The 17,115-nt window shown below is 58.0% G+C and carries 21 protein-coding genes; 10 read left to right on the forward strand and 11 right to left on the reverse strand.

Annotated elements, in window-relative coordinates:
• Positions 1 to 254: 254 nt before the first annotated feature.
• The 4 genes from JXQ78_RS08555 to htpX form a co-directional block, all read right to left on the reverse strand.
• Positions 255 to 704: a MarR family winged helix-turn-helix transcriptional regulator gene (locus tag JXQ78_RS08555; RefSeq protein ID WP_330630355.1), complete on the reverse strand. Its 450-nt coding sequence runs from the start codon at positions 702 to 704 to the stop codon at positions 255 to 257.
• Between the two features lie 299 nt (positions 705 to 1,003).
• A complete protein-coding gene (locus JXQ78_RS08560) occupies positions 1,004 to 1,246 on the reverse strand; it encodes a hypothetical protein (protein ID WP_330630356.1) in 243 nt (80 codons plus the stop codon).
• Between the two features lie 123 nt (positions 1,247 to 1,369).
• On the reverse strand, positions 1,370 to 1,969 hold the full coding sequence (gene pspAB, locus JXQ78_RS08565; protein ID WP_330630357.1) for a PspA-associated protein PspAB: 600 nt from the start codon (positions 1,967 to 1,969) through the stop codon (positions 1,370 to 1,372).
• Between the two features lie 56 nt (positions 1,970 to 2,025).
• Positions 2,026 to 2,883, reverse strand: coding sequence for a zinc metalloprotease HtpX (gene htpX / locus JXQ78_RS08570; protein WP_330630358.1), 858 nt, complete (start codon positions 2,881 to 2,883; stop codon positions 2,026 to 2,028).
• A gap of 125 nt (positions 2,884 to 3,008) precedes the next feature.
• On the opposite strand from htpX, the gene JXQ78_RS08575 reads away from it, so the two are divergent.
• On the forward strand, positions 3,009 to 4,124 hold the full coding sequence (locus JXQ78_RS08575) for a 60S ribosomal export protein NMD3 (protein ID WP_330630359.1): 1,116 nt from the start codon (positions 3,009 to 3,011) through the stop codon (positions 4,122 to 4,124).
• 4 nt (positions 4,125 to 4,128) lie between these two features.
• On the opposite strand, the gene JXQ78_RS08580 is transcribed toward JXQ78_RS08575, so the two are convergent.
• The 5 genes from JXQ78_RS08580 to JXQ78_RS08600 all read right to left on the reverse strand — a co-directional run bounded on the left by JXQ78_RS08580 (position 4,129) and on the right by JXQ78_RS08600 (position 8,758).
• Positions 4,129 to 4,389, reverse strand: a complete 261-nt coding sequence (locus JXQ78_RS08580; protein WP_330630360.1) for a DUF7553 family protein — start codon at positions 4,387 to 4,389, stop codon at positions 4,129 to 4,131.
• Between the two features lie 124 nt (positions 4,390 to 4,513).
• Positions 4,514 to 6,226, reverse strand: coding sequence for an ATP-dependent DNA helicase (locus JXQ78_RS08585; protein ID WP_330632808.1), 1,713 nt, complete (start codon positions 6,224 to 6,226; stop codon positions 4,514 to 4,516).
• A 93-nt stretch (positions 6,227 to 6,319) separates the two neighbouring features.
• Positions 6,320 to 7,825: a PH domain-containing protein gene (locus tag JXQ78_RS08590; protein WP_330630361.1), complete on the reverse strand. Its 1,506-nt coding sequence runs from the start codon at positions 7,823 to 7,825 to the stop codon at positions 6,320 to 6,322.
• On the reverse strand, positions 7,822 to 8,280 hold the full coding sequence (locus JXQ78_RS08595) for a PH domain-containing protein (RefSeq protein WP_330630362.1): 459 nt from the start codon (positions 8,278 to 8,280) through the stop codon (positions 7,822 to 7,824). The genes JXQ78_RS08590 and JXQ78_RS08595 overlap by 4 nt, the downstream gene beginning before the upstream one ends.
• Before the next feature lie 46 nt (positions 8,281 to 8,326).
• Complete coding sequence (locus tag JXQ78_RS08600) at positions 8,327 to 8,758, reverse strand: SCP2 sterol-binding domain-containing protein (protein WP_330630363.1); 432 nt, start codon at positions 8,756 to 8,758, stop codon at positions 8,327 to 8,329.
• A gap of 106 nt (positions 8,759 to 8,864) precedes the next feature.
• On the opposite strand from JXQ78_RS08600, the gene JXQ78_RS08605 reads away from it, so the two are divergent.
• Together JXQ78_RS08605 and JXQ78_RS08610 are read left to right on the forward strand one after the other, a co-directional pair.
• Positions 8,865 to 9,776: an NAD(P)H-binding protein gene (locus JXQ78_RS08605; RefSeq protein WP_330630364.1), complete on the forward strand. Its 912-nt coding sequence runs from the start codon at positions 8,865 to 8,867 to the stop codon at positions 9,774 to 9,776.
• Positions 9,773 to 10,495: a DUF7530 family protein gene (locus JXQ78_RS08610; protein ID WP_330630365.1), complete on the forward strand. Its 723-nt coding sequence runs from the start codon at positions 9,773 to 9,775 to the stop codon at positions 10,493 to 10,495. The genes JXQ78_RS08605 and JXQ78_RS08610 overlap by 4 nt, the downstream gene beginning before the upstream one ends.
• Here JXQ78_RS08610 and JXQ78_RS08615 read toward each other — a convergent pair.
• The gene (locus JXQ78_RS08615) at positions 10,482 to 10,655 is read right to left on the reverse strand and encodes a DUF5786 family protein (RefSeq protein ID WP_330630366.1); all 174 of its coding nucleotides are present in this window, start codon (positions 10,653 to 10,655) and stop codon (positions 10,482 to 10,484) included. The two genes, JXQ78_RS08610 and JXQ78_RS08615, sit on opposite strands and share 14 nt — an antisense overlap.
• 160 nt (positions 10,656 to 10,815) lie before the next feature.
• Between JXQ78_RS08615 and JXQ78_RS08620 the strand changes: the two genes are divergently transcribed.
• From JXQ78_RS08620 to JXQ78_RS08635, 4 genes are all read left to right on the forward strand, one after another.
• The gene (locus JXQ78_RS08620; RefSeq protein WP_330630367.1) at positions 10,816 to 11,826 is read left to right on the forward strand and encodes a DUF5784 family protein; all 1,011 of its coding nucleotides are present in this window, start codon (positions 10,816 to 10,818) and stop codon (positions 11,824 to 11,826) included.
• Between the two features lie 180 nt (positions 11,827 to 12,006).
• Positions 12,007 to 12,918, forward strand: coding sequence for an ABC transporter permease (locus JXQ78_RS08625; protein ID WP_330630368.1), 912 nt, complete (start codon positions 12,007 to 12,009; stop codon positions 12,916 to 12,918).
• Positions 12,915 to 13,670, forward strand: coding sequence for an ABC transporter ATP-binding protein (locus tag JXQ78_RS08630; RefSeq protein WP_330630369.1), 756 nt, complete (start codon positions 12,915 to 12,917; stop codon positions 13,668 to 13,670). Before JXQ78_RS08625 ends, JXQ78_RS08630 begins: the two co-directional genes overlap by 4 nt.
• Positions 13,667 to 14,296, forward strand: coding sequence for a hypothetical protein (locus tag JXQ78_RS08635; protein ID WP_330630370.1), 630 nt, complete (start codon positions 13,667 to 13,669; stop codon positions 14,294 to 14,296). The genes JXQ78_RS08630 and JXQ78_RS08635 overlap by 4 nt, the downstream gene beginning before the upstream one ends.
• A 4-nt stretch (positions 14,297 to 14,300) precedes the next feature.
• On the opposite strand, the gene JXQ78_RS08640 is transcribed toward JXQ78_RS08635, so the two are convergent.
• The gene (locus tag JXQ78_RS08640; protein WP_330630371.1) at positions 14,301 to 14,588 is read right to left on the reverse strand and encodes a DUF5789 family protein; all 288 of its coding nucleotides are present in this window, start codon (positions 14,586 to 14,588) and stop codon (positions 14,301 to 14,303) included.
• 160 nt (positions 14,589 to 14,748) lie between these two features.
• Here JXQ78_RS08640 and JXQ78_RS08645 point away from each other — a divergent pair, with 160 nt between their 5' ends.
• The 3 genes from JXQ78_RS08645 to JXQ78_RS08655 are packed head-to-tail and all read left to right on the forward strand — an operon-like array spanning position 14,749 to position 17,115.
• Positions 14,749 to 15,534, forward strand: coding sequence for a PHP domain-containing protein (locus JXQ78_RS08645; RefSeq protein ID WP_330630372.1), 786 nt, complete (start codon positions 14,749 to 14,751; stop codon positions 15,532 to 15,534).
• A gap of 46 nt (positions 15,535 to 15,580) precedes the next feature.
• Positions 15,581 to 16,699, forward strand: a complete 1,119-nt coding sequence (locus JXQ78_RS08650; protein ID WP_330630373.1) for a pyridoxal phosphate-dependent aminotransferase — start codon at positions 15,581 to 15,583, stop codon at positions 16,697 to 16,699.
• 59 nt (positions 16,700 to 16,758) lie between these two features.
• A complete protein-coding gene (locus JXQ78_RS08655; protein WP_330630374.1) occupies positions 16,759 to 17,115 on the forward strand; it encodes a helix-turn-helix domain-containing protein in 357 nt (118 codons plus the stop codon).

The following is a 17,115-nucleotide window of genomic DNA, read 5'->3' on the forward strand; positions in this document are numbered from 1 at the left end:
GCTAAATACTTTTCTACTAGTCAAAAACAGCCATCCTCTTTTCTTGCACCCAATAGATTCGACAATAATTCTCTAGTCAATCGGAATCCCCAATTGCCCTAACTTGGGAGTATAGCGCCATTTATGTCCGAATTTTCTCGTTGTACGAGAATGAACCTATTGAATTGGCCAGTGATCCTTGCAATCTATTAAACCGAAAAGGGGAGCTCCTATCAGAGACACCAACCAAAAATAGTTACTAGTGAAAATATATCTCATTCAGTTGTTTCATACGGCATGTCGATATTCTCTTGGATTTGTATCAGCATTCGCCGTAATAGCAGTCGTTCTTCGGTCGTAAATCCGTCCAGCAGTATCTCTTCTCCACGATTCCAACACGCTTCAATCGGGTCTATCAAATCCTCTCCATCTTCTGTCAAAAAGACTTGCTGAACGCGGCCATCGTCTGGATCTTGCTGACGTTCGATGAGGTCAGCATCTTCGAGTTTTCGTACTATTTTGGTGATTGTGGGTGGTTTTACAGAAAGGGCTTCAGCCAAATCAGCTTGCGAACATCCGTTGGTTTCTGCCAGCTGGGCAAGGACGAGTTCCTGTCCACCTTGAAGTCCTAGTTCGTCAAGCGCTGCGGTGAAGTAATTCCGGTGGTGTTTCGACGCATACGCTAGCTGATAACCGACAGAGTTTTGAATTGTTGAGTTATCCATAGTATATTGACGATAACCGTTACCCGAGTAATAAGATTGACGCTGTTCGTGCCGGGGTATTCTGACTGTTTTCTATGAAGCTCTCGAAGAGTTCGGTACTAACGTATCCAGGGGTGCAGGATCAGAGCGAAGGTTGGCTATTGGCGATGTGAGTGCTGCTGCCTCATCACCTCCATCCATTCGCAAACCCTCGCATCGGAGCATCACCCACAAGGGCCTATCAAGACATTGTAATGGCTCCAGAAATATCACCGCCTGCTATGCGGATCGTATTCAAACCAAAAGTACGTTACGCAGGGTTATCGGCCGATCGCATACGCAGTATAGATCCCTGCCAGGAAGATGCCCCACCCGATGATCAGTGTCGGAATTTCGCCGACGGTCGAATAGATCATTCCCTGTGTCAGACTGGCACCGGCTAACGCGACGTAAATTGCAACCAACAATCCAACATGCACGATCCGAGACTGCGAATCCACCCACTCACGATAGCGAATCAACGCCGCAACGCCGGGGACTGATGAGATCGTTGCGTTTGCCATATCAGCGTCCAGACAGTCCCATGTAATACGCTTTTTGGTTTTTCAATAACCCATCATGAGAGTGCGTTGTCGAATCACAAACGGAGCGAAGCGACAGATCCGGAGAATGCCACAAACGGGCGTCTACTCCCACGGATGCCCACGTCCGTCGGGCCAGAGCGGATACCAGTGATCGGTTTCATCTTCCACATCGAGTTCGCCATCAAGCGTGCTCTGGAGTTTGAACTCGGTCGTCGAATCGCGTTCGTGACCGGATTGGGGAGCAAACGGATAGTACGACCCCCGGCGGAACGAATAGACCCAGTAGACCGGCGAATCCTTCTCAAAGGCAAAGACTGCAGCGAGCAGTCGACTGCCGAACCCCTTCTCGACGAACGTATCCGCGGCAAAATGCATGCTCGTGATCAGATCCTCGAACTCGGGATCCTCAAGAATAACCCACTGATAGCCGTGTGAATCGGTGTTGAAACTGGCCTCGGTGCCAGTCTCTTCGCGACCGGCCTCAAGAATCTCTTTGACTTCCTGTTCGGCCTGTTCGAACGAGGCGCTATCAACGTTCGAAAAACAAAGTGCTGCCTCTCCGGAGGGATCGAAGCCAAGATCGGCGGCCATCGTCAGATAGGCGGTGCTCATCCCGAACAGATCGTCAGGATCTGCCGCGCGGGTGGCGTCAGTTTCGGCACTGGTTCCGAGCATCGCACGAAGCGAATCAAGCAGTCCCATGTGTCACTCACGGTGACGGGAGGGCTTGTGGGTTTCCCCCGAAAAACGATGGCCGATCAGGCGTACTGGAGTTCGCGTTCGAGATCCTGGAGCTTCTCGATCCGTTTTTCCGTGCGTGGGTGCGTGCTGAACAGATTCGCGATGACGCCTTTCTTGATTGGGACGATGAAGAAGGCGTTCATCTCCGATTGATCGCGGAGATCCTGATCGGGAACCTTGTCCATCCGCCCGGAGATCTTCATCAGCGCAGAGGCGAGCGCGCCGGGATTGCCGGTGATGACGGCCGCACCACGGTCGGCGGCGTACTCGCGATAGCGCGATAGCGCCCGGATCAAGAAGAACGAAACGATCCAGACGACGAGCGAGGCAATCACGGCGATGAACCCGCTCGGGTTGTCGTCGTCGGCAAACAACCAGCCCCAGCGGACGACCATGAACGCAATCGTCGAGAGGAACGACGCGATCGTCATCACCATCACGTCGCGGTTTTTCACGTGCGCGAGCTCGTGGGCCATCACACCCTCGAGTTCGTCCTCATCGAGGGTGTTCATGATCCCAGTGGTGACACAGACGGTGGCGTTCTTTTTCGACCGCCCGGTTGCAAACGCGTTCGGAACGCGCGAATCAGTGACGGCGACCGTTGGTTTTGGGAGATCAGCCTGCTGTGAAAGCCGGCCAATCATCGCGTGGAGCTCTGGATACTCGTCCTCGGAGACTTCCCGCGCACCCATCGAATAAAGCGCCAGCTTATCGCTGAAGAAGAACTGGGCGACCATGAAGATCCCCATGGCAGCGAGAAACGGAAACATTCCTGCGTTCGCCATGTACGCTCCGAACACGAGATAGAGGGCGAACAGCAGGAACATCGTGAAGACCATGCGTCCACGGAGGTTCCAATCCGGTTTCCACTCCATACAGGGAATACAGGCGTAGAAACATATAGCACCACCGTTTCGGTTCTATGGTATCATGGCACACAATGGTGTTTGACGACTCCGAGCAGCGTCGTTTATACGTCACGACGGAGTATCGTCTGACAATGAGTTCTGGGCAGTTCTGTCCACGATGTGGAGAGCCGATCGAGCGGTCAGATCGATCGTTACCCGGTAATCCAACCGGCCAGCAGGCGACCCTCTGCGATGCGTGTTACTTCGATTCGTTCGAGCTGGTGGCTGCACCCGACGAGCTTGTTGTCCACACCTGTGCCCAGTGTGGAGCCGTCGAGCGCGGCGCGGAGTGGGTGGACGTAGGCGCGACCGACTACACCGACGTGGCCATCGAGGAAACGACCGAAGCGCTCTCGGTGCACGTCCAGGCCGAGGAGATCGAGTGGGGTGTCGAACCCGAACAGATCGATCAGAATACGATCAAAATGCACTGTTTGTTTCGAGGAATCGTCCGCGAGACGGTCTTCGAAGAAGAAACGACGGTGCAAGTACGGTTCAATCGCGGGACGTGCACCCGCTGTTCGCGCATCGCTGGGGATTACTACGCCAGCACCGTCCAGGTGCGGGCCACCGATCGAACGCCGACGGACGAAGAACGCGAGCGCGCGACCACGATTGCACAGGAACTCGTCGAAAAGCGCGAGGATACCGGCGACAGAAACGCGTTCATCACCGAAATTGCAGAGGACACGGATGGCATCGACATCCGACTGTCGACGACACAGCTCGGCCGTGCGATCGCAGACCACATCCAGCGAGCGCTCGGTGGGGAGATCACCGACTCGCGAACGCTCATCACGGAAGACGAAGACGGGAACGAGGTCTATCGCGTCACCTACGCGGTCCGACTGCCGCCGTATCCATCCGGCACGATCGTCGAGCCGGTCGACGACGACCCCGTCCTCGTCCAGAGTGCACACGGTAACCTGAAAGGAGTGCGACTCACCACCGGTAGCCGATACGAAGCCGACGCTGACGACGGAATCGACCCGGATGTCAAGCGGGTGGGCACCGTCGGTGACGCTGTCGAAACGACTGTCGTCACGATCGAAGACGAACACGCAGTGCAGGTACTCGATCCCGACACGTTCGAGGCGAAAACCATCGCCCGGCCGTCGTATCTTGATCCGGACGCAGACACCGTTCACGTCGTTGCCGTCGGGAGTAACCTCTACGTGCTTCCGTCCGATGCGATCGAAACCGAATAACGAGCTACTCCTGCTGGTCTCGATACACCACCACATCCTGGCCCGCCCGACGAACCGTCACTGCAACGTCGCCGTCGAGTCGGCGGCTGGCAGACCGGATCGTCGTCTCCAGAGAGGCAAGCTGGTCGGCGTCCGGATCGCGCTCGGCCAGGTGCTGACACTGATCGGCCAGCCGGGCCAGCCGCTCGCTGACCACCACGTTTTCGACCGTCTCACTCGCCTCCTCCAGTCGGATGCCTGCACGCCGGAGGGTCTCGCCGCTCATACTATCTTCCACGGGGAATTCAAATATAATCATTCTGATCTTCAGTTTGGGATCAAGGGAAACAACAGACGTTCGTATCAGCGCTCAAATCGACGGGCTACAGGGCTTCATGTCGTGACAGTACTCACTGCCAGACATCATCCAGGGGATGGGAGGCATTGCTGTCCCTGCTGGAAGATCGCCGAGGGGCAGTGTCCGCCGAATCGACAGCGAAGGATGGGTCAAACGGCGGAAGCTCTGGGGTTTGCATTCGATCGAGCTGTTGTTGGAACCACGGCGGAACGTCGGTGGCTGCTCGATCGAACAGTTCGAGGAGGCTGGTGTCTGCGAGATACGTCGCGCCGTAATCCGTCGGCGAGCGGACAACACGGCCACACGCCTGAATGACGGTTCGGAGTGCTGTCCGGTAGTACCATCCCCACTGGCCATCCTCGAGCCGGCGGGCGACGCGTGAATCTTTGGTGTTTGGATAGGGAGCCTTACAGAGAAGTTGCCAGCGCGCGAGATCGTCCGCGAGATCGAGGGCCTCTTCCATTTTCACCGAGAGGAGCACGCTCGTCTCATCGCGCTTCCAGGACGACAGCACGGCGTCGCGGTTCTCCGAATCGTGGCTCCGAAGCCGGTCGCCGACGCCAAACTCCGTCAGCTGTCGTTCGAGTTGCTCTGCGATCGCATACGAGTGACAGTGAACGATGCCCTTCTCGTCAGGATGGTGAGCCATGAGTCTGACCAACAGCCGTGCGATCTTCGGAATCGTCTCATCACGAGCGTCGTAGGTCATCTTTCCCTGGGTGACATCGAACAGCGGCCGGTTTTCGACGGGGAACGTGTGCTCGACATCGACGAACGCGACTCGCTCTGGGTCGAGGCCGGTCTGATAACAGAACGCTTCTGCGTTGAGGATCGTGGCCGAGAGGAGTGCAAACCGGTTCGCTCGATCCCAGACGGTGTGTGAGAGATAGCGCTCGGGGTTGACGGGTTTGATCGTCACTGGGGAGTTCTCACCGCCGTGTTGGTCTGTCACCCAGGTGGTTGCGCTCTCGTGGTCGCTTGCATCGTCCACAAACCAGTTGAGATCACGCACGAGTGACGCCAGGGTATCGCGCTTTTTCACTTCATCCGGCGTGAGCTCGGGCTCGCGCTGAAGTTCATGGCGCTGTCGGTCACACACCGCAGCGAGCGTCCTGGCGTACTCGATCGCATCGTCGACGCCATCGATCGCCGGTGGCGGCGTCCGTTCGAACACCGGAACGGTCTGGGGACGAAGGTCGATCGTGGCGTACATCTCCGCCCAATCGGCCAGTCCGTGGGCCTCATCGATCACGAGTACGTCGCGCTTGCCGAACACCTCAGAGCCGGCCGTTTGCATGAAATACGCCAGCGTCATCGCTGCGATCTGGCGGGTAGCAGCCAGATCGCGGTCAGAAAAGTACGGACAGCGGTGTTTTTGCGGGCAATCGAAGCCGGTTTCTCTCGCACACGGGGCCTGATCGACCGGTGTCGTCGTCTCACCGGGGAGAACACACGAGTAGTTGCCCTTCCCGCGGATGACGCTCAGTGAATCCAGTAGTGGATCGGCAGCTACGTCATCAAGCTGTGAGACCTGTGGCGTGGTGTAGTACGCGCCAAAGGCCTCTTCGGGACCAGCATCTCTGGGTCCACGAGCACTGCCAGCGATTGCGCGTGCCAGCAAGGACTTGCCACTCCCGGTTGGTGCACGAACAAGGACGATATCGTTACCCGCCTCGAAGGCGGCCTGGATGTCACGAATCGCCCCTTTTTGGGCACCCCGATAGCTGGCTGCGGGAAACTCGGCTGGAATGCGATCTGGATTCACGAGTAGGGAGGTCACCACGCAAAGCAGCGGTCGGGCGACCGTACGCAGACGTTCGGTGCCCGGGTCGAAATATGGTGCGCTTTCTGTGCGCCGTTACCGCTCAAGCGCCGCTCGAAATTGCTCGCGCCAGCGGTCGGCATCGGTGCGTGCGTCCTCAAGAGTGATGTCGAACGCCGTCGCGTCGTTGCTGAACAGCACGGTCGCGCTCGCGGTGTCGGCCGTGAGATCGGCCAGCCCGAGCCGTCGCTGGAACACCGAGCGCTGGAGTCGGATCGTCTGGAGGCGGTGATACGGGACGATCCGGGTGGTTCGACGCCAGAAACCATCGCGGACGATGATGTGATCGTCTTCGATCCGATAGCCGCGATTGGCCCATTTCGCGTGTGCCCCAAACGGCACCAGCACGAACAGCAGGGCCGGCGCATACCAGAGCTCGAAGCCACCAACGACCGCCCCGACGAGATAGCTCGCGAGCGTTAACAGACTCACGATGATCGAATACCGCGCCGCGTATCGTCTGCGTGCGATCTTCGGTGGCCGGTTGATGGCAGGCGTTTCGAACGATTCGATCGCGGTCGCGATCCTGAGCGTTTGCTCGCGCGGTGCGATCGGAACGACGTAGTCCGTTCCACCGCGGCCGTCGCCACCGGGCGCGTAGCCGGCGGTTTCGGCTTTCAGTCCGGCCCAGCCGATCAGGCGTGCGAGCACTGGCTCGGTGAGCGTGAGCGTCTGGATCTTCGATTGCGGGATCGATCCACTAGAGCGGTTGAGCAATCCAAACTCATAAAGTAGATCCTCACCCGCACGGCCAAGCACGAAGCCGAACTGACCGACGAACACGAGAAATGCGTTCACCAGCCAGATCCAGAGGCAGGCCGACACCATCGAGACAACCAGCAGAACCAGCGCGTTGTCTGGGGTCAGCGACTCGAGTGCCAGCGATGTCGGACCACCGAACGGCTGGGCAACGGAGAGGACCACTCGCTCTGCAATGGAGCGAACGCCAATCAGCGCGATCGCAGAAAGCATCGCCGAGCCACCCCGAACGTCTGTGAGCGCAAGGACCAGCAGCTTGGGCAGGGTGAGCTCGAACAGCGCTGTAGGCTGGGCCGACGAAGATGTGGTATCATCGGCCGATTCTGATCCATCCGCACTTGTGGTGTCGCGTTTGTGCTCGCGAATCGCAGACTGGAGTCGATCGGCCTCCGATTTGCTAACGAAATCCAGTTCGATCTCCGTCTGTGACCCGCCAGCCGTCTCAACGGAGACGACCGCCATATCGAACAGGCGATGTGACAGGGACTGATGAACGTCGACGTTCTGAATCCGGTGATACGGAACGTCGCGTTCTTGTCTGTTGATCACCCCGGATTCGACATCGAACGTATCAGGGGTGAGGTCGTAGCGAAACAACCGGTAGTGGGCGAGCCCGTAGCCGACGCCACCAACGAATCCGACCGGAAAGAGATACAGCCCGTACATAAAGTCAATCTCGGTGATGAAGTTCAGAAACATCACCACCGTGAACGGGATAGAAGCGATCTGGATACCCAGCCTGAGCGACGTGGACACCGCACTCAGTGGATGGAGTCGATTCATACGGCGTCAATTTCGTCCGTACGCGCGCGTTCGCGTAGCCGTTGCTGGATCGTTCGAGCCCGGTCGGGAGATAACCCAGGAATCGTCACGTCACTCCCGCGCGTCCCCGCAGTGTACACGACCACGCGGGCAAGACCGCTCATGCGGTCGATCGCGGTTCGCTGGGTGTCGACGTGCTGAATTCGAACGTACGGCACCACACTCTCGACGAGCGTGACGACACCATACTCGAGTTCGATAGCGTCGTCGCTGAGAGCGAATCCCCATCGGCGATAGCGCAGAAAGGAATACGAGACGCCGAGAACACAAACCAGCACCGCAACCACGATCGCCGGCCAACTGCCAATGTTCAACACCATTCGATCGACGAACACCACGACGACGCCACAGACGAGGGCCAAAACCAGAGACAGGATCGACCACACGAAGCGGATTCGTGGATGGAGGGTCTCCATGCTGTGACCTATCTGCCGAAACGTATTTTAATTCATGGATATAGTCTCAGTAGTCGAACGCCGTGTCGATCTCTGCTGCCGTTTCGGTCAGCAGCTGAATGGCGGTAGCGTACTGGAGCACTTTCTGGATGTCACCGTCGAGTTCGAACATCTCTTCGCGTCGGCCTTCGACAGGATCGAGATCACCCGTGAGCAGTCGCTTCCATTGTGTGGCGGGCCCGTAGAACCGAAACGCTGCGCTTTGTTCTCTGGGAGCATCGAGATAGCTCGCCCGGACGCAGTTTCCATCGACAACATCAATAAAAAACGAGAGCGTCGGACCGTCGTAGTTGTCGTCCGGGAGAACGTCGAAGCGAAACGAGCCATCGAAATCGACGCCCCAGCCCGCTGCTGCCGAGGCGAATGCGTCGCTCTCGTTGAGTCGGCTGCGATACTCCGCGATCCACTCTGTGGCTGTTGCTGGAAGCACGTACGTCATCAAGCGATGGTTTCGTCGATTCGCTCGTAGATGTTTGCCCTCTGATGGACGGCGCTTTTTCCACGCGGTGGGCTGGCAAACGGTTTTGGTGCTCGGCGGGGTCGTGATGCGTAGACAATCATCATACATGCGAATACTCATCACAGGAGCAACTGGTTTCATTGGGCACCGACTCGTCGAGCGGTTGCTCAATGATGGACACGACGTGGTTGCGCTCTGTCGGAACGGAGCCGACGATCTTTCAGCCGCCGCGACGGTCCTCAGAGGCGATTTGCTCGACCGTGAGAGCTTTCAAACGGCGCTTGAGGATATCGATCTCGCCTACTATCTGGTGCACTCGATGAATAACTGCGCATCGTTCGTCGATTGCGACAGAACTGCAGCTCGAAATTTCGTTGCGGCCAGCAGAGACCACAACGTAGACCGCGTCATCTACCTCAGTGGGCTCGGAGGAGGACCCGAGAGTCCGTCGTCGCATCTTCGATCCCGACGCGAGGTCGAGCAGATACTCGCCGATGGGTCGTATGATCTGACAGTCTGTCGATCAGCAATCGTGATCGGAGCAGAAAGCGCCGGCTTCGAGATCATCAAACAGCTCACAGAACGCCTGGCAATCATTCCGGTGCCGCCGATTATCACAACCCGCTGTCAGCCGATCAGTGTCGACGATGCGATAGCGTATCTCACTGGCATTATCGACATTGACGACACAAGAAACGACACCTACGAAATTGGCGGTCCATCGGTGGTGAGCTACGAGGAACTGCTCGAACGTGTCGGAGCAGCTGTCCGTGGCCAACCACCACGTCTCATCACCGTGCCAGGCCTCTCGCCGACGATTGCTGGCTGGGCAGTTGCCCTGCTGACGGACGTAGAACGATCGATCGCAACGGCACTCGTCAACGGCCTCGGTGATCCAGTGGTCGCCACCGACGATCGGTTACATGAACGGCTATCCGTCGATCGAACCCCGCTCGACGAGGCGATCAAACGCGCCTGTCACACTCCAGCCCAATGAGCTCGACGCCCGAATTCGGTGAGACGTGGGTGTACGAATCGATTGTGATGGCACTTCCAGGGATCGAGATCTCCACACCGGTGGCGATCACCATCCAAATCGGACTGTTCGAGTGTGGCGTTCTGCTCAGCGCATGGTACTACGATCTCTGGAGCGCGGTGGGTGCTGGTACTGTCGCCGTGCTTGTGGCTGCCGTCGGCAGCGTCGAAATGCTTCGAATCTCTACGCTCGTCAGAGGCAATCAAATGCCCGAGCCGTATCGGCGACTCCTGTTTGGCTCGAGTATCGAGGTCGTCCTCGGGGTTCTGACGTTTGTCGCCGTCCTCACCCACCTGTTTGTCTTCGATCAGGCAAAGCTGTTACACGAACTACTCGGGCCGAATCCACCGGTGCTCGTCGTCTATCTACTGTTGTTGATTCTCTGGGACGTGAGCTACCGAATCGGAACGGGCTGGTGGACCTCCGTTACCGCCCTGTGGCGAACGCTCTACTACCGGGGGACGTTCGAAGCCGACACAGCACGCGCCCTTCGGCGTGCAGACATCGAAAACATCTCATTCGGCGTCTTACAGCTGGTTTTGCTCCCGTTCTTGCCGAATCACACCGTCCTCGCAACGGCACTGGTCGCACACGTCTGTGCGGTGAGTGTCGTCACTGGACTGTCGGTTGTGCTGCTCAGTAAACAGATCGCTGATGCAGGGCCACCTACTGCGATTTAATCTGCTTGAACTGATCAAGCAGTACCTCCGTCGAGTCACCGGAGTCGTACGTGAGTGTCCCGTGATACTCCACCCGTTCGTCGTCGAAGTCGGCATCGACCACCCCGTTTTTGGCTTCACGACGTTCGTACTCGTCCTCGTCAAAGGCACCCATTGACATGGTATGAATAATCCTTACGAATTGAAGCTTATCAATGTAACGGTGACACACATTAAAAATGAAGACTGTTAATTGATCTATGGTGAATTGCGTACGAGTTATACGCTGATTTCGTTCGGGAGAGCACAATCGCTTTACTCGCCGACCAGCTAGGGAGGATGTGGCAGGACCCCTTCGGTTTCGTATGGCGAACGATTCGTGGTCTCGCGACCGCGTTCGCCGGGAGCTTCTCGCACCACTCGACGACTCATTCGGGGCGACGATGAGCGACTGTGTCGTTCCGGGTGGGTTCGAAGGGTGTCGTATCGATATGGGCAACGGTGACATTGCGCTGTTTTGCTGGCGAACCGAGCCAGGAACGCCCCACGTAGCCTACTGGCTGGGTAACACGGTGACACCAGAGCCGCTCTGGCGGACCGAGAAGGTTGGATTCGAAGGCGCTCCAGATCCACTCGTCGAGTGGGCGACGGAGCTGTTACTAGAGGAACTGTACGAGCAGTCGCCGTGGCTCGAATCGTACGAGCATCTGAGCTGGTTTTTCCTCCCGGTGTTGCTCTCGAAAGATGGCCGCGAAAGCACGCGGTCGTTTTTCAGCGATCACGCGGCCGGGTTTCCAGACGCAGAGCAATCGGCTGCGCTATCGTTTTACGATGGAATTCTCGAGACCGGCATTCTCGATCCGTATCGAGAAACGATGGCTGGCAAGGTCGGAACCAGCTCACACGTCGATCTCGTCCGGATGAGCGCAGCGATGAGCGAGTTCACGGTTGCAAAACTGTTGAACGACGCTGAATATGCGTTCGTTCCGGAGGTCGAACTCGACAGCGGCTACGCACTCGACTTTCGGGTGCCGACCGCGAACACGCTGGTCGAGGTTACCCGACCGTTACGGCCTGAAGACCGCTCGGTCGACACCCCGATCGGCGCGTTGAAACAGACCGCCGGCGCAAAAACCGACGATCAACTGGCTGCACATCCCGATGCGCTGTTGTTCGTCGACTGTTCGTCGTTCCGTGATGACGAATGGAACACAATTCGTGCAGAACGACCGGCCGTATCCCACCAGCCTGCAGTCATTTTCCGGGCGCGACCAAACGGCGCAATCGAGGGCTATCCCGTGGGTGAGCTCCCATTGAATCTGGACCGAGCGCTGTTGTGGCTCACCGAGTGAGCATCACGGACGTGCAATGTTTTTCAACTGGACGAACTGTTGATACTCGCGAAGGTATATCTGTTTTGTGGTCGTCATTCTCCGGGTAGGACGTGTGTTGTACGCCCTTTAACCTGTAGCAGGAGCTGATAGCATCCAGATATGAACAGGCTTATTACCGCTTTCTGAGATCGATCAGGCATGCGATGGATGCCACTCGCCAAAAAGGAGTTTCGGGGCGTCGTCCGATACAAAGCGACGTGGCTGTTGGTCCCGTTCTTGCTGCTCTGGGGCTATCAGCCCAACTATCTGGCCTACGACGTGTTAGGAAGCGACATCACGCTGGTCTACCTCCAGCACATGACGGGCCCAATTCTCGTCCTTGGAACACTGTTGTTGAGCTATCAGACCGTCCTCAAAGAACGATCCTCCGGGAGTCTGAAGTTCCCACTCGGACTGCCGCTCACCAGAACTGACGTACTGCTCGGAAAGATCGCGGGGCGCACGGCCGGCGTCGGCGCGGTCGTGCTCGTTGCGGACCTGCTGATGGCCGGGATTGGCCTCTATCAGTACGGCCTGTTTTCCCCGTTGGGGTTCGTCGGGATGGTAGTGCTGTCGCTGGTGTTCGTCGGCGTCATCGTGTCGATTGCGACGGCGATCTCGACGGTCTTTGATCGAACGATCACCGCAACCGCAGGCACCTTCCTGCTGTATCTCCCACTGTTTGTGCTCTGGGACAATTTCCTGGTGGCGGAGATCCGAACCCGCCTGCTCCCGGTCTCGAACGAGCAAGGGGGTGGCACAGAAACCCAACTCTCGGGCAACCAGGAGACGATGTTTTATCTCATCGATCGATTCGAACCGATGGGGAACTTTCAGGTGGTAACGAACTGGATTCTCGACGCCGGAAACGCATCGACTGGTGCGGTCAGCGCACTTGCATCGACGAATCCTGAACAAGCCGTATTTGGCGGCGGCGACATCGTTGCCACTGCCTTCGACTCCGTGCCGTTCGTGCTCCACGAGGGATTCAGCGTCGTCTGGCTCGTGCTGTGGGCAGTGGTTCCGTTCGCAATTTCGTGGGTGACGTTCACCCGAGGTGATGTACTATGAGTGTTCCTGCAATCGACATCCAGAATCTCACAAAACGGTTCGACGACACAACTGCGGTCGAGAACCTCTCGTTGACGGTAGAACAGGGCGAAACGTACGGCTTTCTTGGACCGAACGGTGCCGGAAAGTCAACGACGATCAGTATGCTGTTCGATTACCTCCGACCAACGGAGGGAACCATCGAACTGTTCGGGAACGACCCACAAACAGATGGCGTCGCCGTCCGAGAGCGAATGGGCCATCTCCCGGATCCATACAGCCTCTACGACGGCATTACGGCACGAGAACATCTGGAGTTCGTGATCGATACCAAGCGAGCAGACGATGATCCAGCAGAACTCCTAGAACGAGTCGCACTGACGGATGCGATCGACAAAAAGGCCGGTGAGTTCTCACAGGGGATGCAACAGCGGCTTGCACTCGCGATGGCGCTCGTCGACGCGCCGGATCTGCTCGTTCTCGATGAGCCCTTCTCCGGGCTCGACCCCCACGGCGTCAGAACGGTTCGCAATATCGTCGAAACCGAACGCGAACGCGGCGCAGCCGTCTTTTTCTCCAGTCACGTCCTCGGTCAGGTTGAGCTGGTCTGTGACACGATCGGCATCTTACACAAGGGGGCGCTCATCACGGAGGGGACGCTTCAGGATCTCAGAGACGGTATCGATGCCGACGAGGAGGACTCGATCGAGGAGATCTTCGTCGAGTACACCGACGACTCCGTTCGAGCGGTCAAAGAGGAGGTGGTACAATGAGACGGCGCGCGTTCCTCGGTGCGGTCGGTGCGTCAATGGCCGGGTTGGCCGGCTGTATGGGCCAGCCGGAGTACAATCTCTCAAATTTCAGCGCGAAAGGTGCGAGCGGACCGCTCGAATTCGATGCGACGCTTGATGGCGGCGGGATCACGGTTGATAGCTCCGGAACACTAACGCTAACGCTGACGAACACCCAGTCCAATCCCATCACAATCAAAAGCAGAACGTTCTGGCCGTTCGGCGTCCCAAGACTCTCGCTCTCGGAGGACGATCGAGAACAAGAGTTCGGGGATACCAACACAACACGCGACAATGGGTTCGACTCATTTTACGACGTGTTACCTGTAAGAAACAAATACGAGAACTCAGAAGCGATCAACGTCTCGGCAATCAACGAGCCCAGATCAATTGATCTCGAATTCACCGAGAAAGCGATCCAGCCGGATAAAACCATCACCAGGGAGTATGAGATCGGTGGCCGTGGAATCACCTTCGATGGTACGTACGAACTCTATGGCTTCGAGAGCAAATCGCTGTTCGAATACGACGCTGGAAACGGCTTCGAACCGTTCGAACCGTCAGTAACACTCGAAATCGAACGAAAACAGCTCATCCCGTTCATCTAGCCGCTCAGAACGAGACCTGCTGATAGCCCCGTTCACCGGTCGCCACGGGATCGCGATCGGAGTAGTATTTACGGCCAATTGCCTTATCGCTGACCGCACCGTAGACCGCGAGCCGTGCGGCCTCTGCGTTCGGATACGTTTCTTTACCGAGCCGCGAGAGCGCCGTCCCAACCGTTTCCGATCCGTTTGGCAACGAAATCTCAACGTCGCCGTAGGCCTCGATCAATTCCCGCTTTGTCGCCGGGAAGCTGTGCGTCTCAATCCGCTCGTCGGCCTCGGTGAAGAGCTGCATGGACATACATAGCTGACAATCCTTCATAAACTTTCAGTATGAATCCCCTGGTATAGATTACAAACCATTAATGATCATTAAGGACCGTGTCGAATTATTCGTATCGCCAGCGAACTCGTTTGGCCCCACCAGCTAAATCGCCAGACTGCGAACGCAATCTATGACCGTCGCGGATCTGCACGTCCACACCACGAGATCGGACGGCGAGCTTGCGCCCGAAGCTGTCGCAAAAACGGCACGCGCGGCGGGGCTAACCTGTGTGGCTATCACTGACCACGACTGCGTGGCAAGCTTTCTCGACAAGCCTGTCGTCGAACGCGAGGGGCTCACTCTGCTATCCGGGATCGAGCTCCGCGTCGAAACTGAAACCCAGCAACTTGATCTCCTCGGCTATGTTGTCCAGCCGACGGACGCACTGACCACAGAGCTCGAACGGATCCAGGCGGATCGAATCGAACGCGCGCGAGCGATCGTCGAGCGCGTCGAGGCCAAAACCGACGTCAAGCTCGATTTCGAGGCGAAACCGGGGGTGGGTAGACCACACATCGCGCGGGCGATCGCAGCGAGTCCGATCGAGCTCGATTTCGAGGGCGCATTCAGGGAGTTGATCGGCAACGACGGACCGTGTTTCATCCCACGGGACGTCCCCTCGTTCGAGCGGGGTCGATCACTCCTCGCCGAATCGTGTGCGTTCGTGAGTCTGGCGCATCCACTACGATATGCTGATCCTGAAAGCGCACTCGAGTATGCAGCGTCGCTCGATGGCGTCGAGTACCGATACCCGTATACGAATCCGGTGGATCTGGACCCCCTCGTGCGGGCGATCGAGCGCTACGAGCTGATTCCAACGGGCGGCAGCGACGCACACGATCAAAATCTGGGCGTTGCAGGCCTCAATCAGGCGGAATTCGAGCGGTTCGCCGAAGCGATCGGGCTCGCCGTGTGAACGACAACCACCAACACATATATCCATTCGGCGTTGGTGTCCAGCTATGGCAGGCTTTTCATCGCGGGTCGAGGCCGTCTCGATCAGTGGCATTCGCGAGGTGTTCGAGGCTGCAAGCGAGGATGCAATCAATCTGGGACTCGGACAGCCCGACTTTCCAACGCCCGAACACGTCAGAGCGGCTGCAATCGACGCCATCGAGGACGGGGCGGTCGATGGCTACACCTCCAATAAGGGAACGAAAGCGCTGCGCGAGGCAATCGCCACAAAGCACGAGCGTGACAACGGATTCACGGTTGATCCGTCGAACATTATCGCCACGTCCGGTGGGAGCGAGGCGCTCCATCTGGCGATCGAAGCCCACGTTGATCCGGGCGAGGAGGTTCTCATCCCCGATCCAGGGTTCGTCTCGTATGAGGCACTCACGCGACTCGCCGACGGCACACCCCGACCGGTCGAGCTCCGCGATGATCTGACGATGGACCCAGCCGCAGTCGAGGCGGCAATCACTGAGGACACCGCCGCGTTCGTCGTCTGTAGTCCGGCAAATCCAACGGGGGCCGTCCAGTCGAAAGCGGACATGGAGGCGTTTGCCCGCATCGCCGACGAACACGACGTGGTCTGTCTCTCCGATGAGGTGTACGAACGGATCGTTTTCGACGGTGCCCACTACTCACCCGCACAGTTCGCAGAAACCGACAGCGTCATCGTCATCAACGCCTGTTCGAAGGCCTACTCGATGACCGGCTGGCGACTGGGCTGGGTGACGGCCAGCCACGATCGAATCGAGCGAATGTTGCGCGTCCATCAGTACGCCCAGGCCTGTGCCAGTGCGCCGGCTCAGTACGCCGCCCAGGCCGCGCTTTCTGGCCCACAGGACGTGGTCACGGAGATGGTTTCGGCCTTCGAACGGCGTCGTGACGTGCTCCTCGATGGACTCGAAGCGATCGGCCTGGAGACGCCAACGCCCAGCGGCGCGTTCTACGCCATGCCACGGGTTCCGGATGGATGGACAGATGCCGTCATCGAGCGCGATGTGGTCGTCGTCCCCGGCGAGACGTTCGGAGCCAACGGGGCCGGCCACGCGCGGATATCGTACGCGACGGACGTTGAGACGATCAAGGAAGCGCTCGAACGAATGGACCGAGCAACCCAGCACGTCTGAATCCGACGGATGGGCTGCGATCGATCGATCTTGCCGGTGGCCGAGAGAGGGCTGACGTTGTGACCCCGCCAGCAGAGCAGCCGCCGGTCCGAGCGATCGCCGCTCTCCTTGAAGACGAATACGCACATGCGATTCTCGTTCACACCAGTACAGAACCGATGTCCGCAGGCGAACTGAGCGACGCCTGTGGAGCGTCGGATTCGACGATCTATCGCCGGCTTGAACGGCTCCAGGAATACGATTTGCTCGCAGAACAGCTCCAGATCGATCGGGAGGGCCACCACTACACCACCTATCGGGCACGGCTCGACCGCATCGAAATCGAACTCGAGGATGGTGCCTTCGAGGTCACGATCGACTACCAGCCGGACGACGCCGTCGATCGGTTCACCGATCTGTTCGAGGGATTGCGATAA

The organism is Halocatena halophila (assembly GCA_027563145.1).
GTDB lineage: Archaea > Halobacteriota > Halobacteria > Halobacteriales > Haloarculaceae > Halocatena > Halocatena halophila.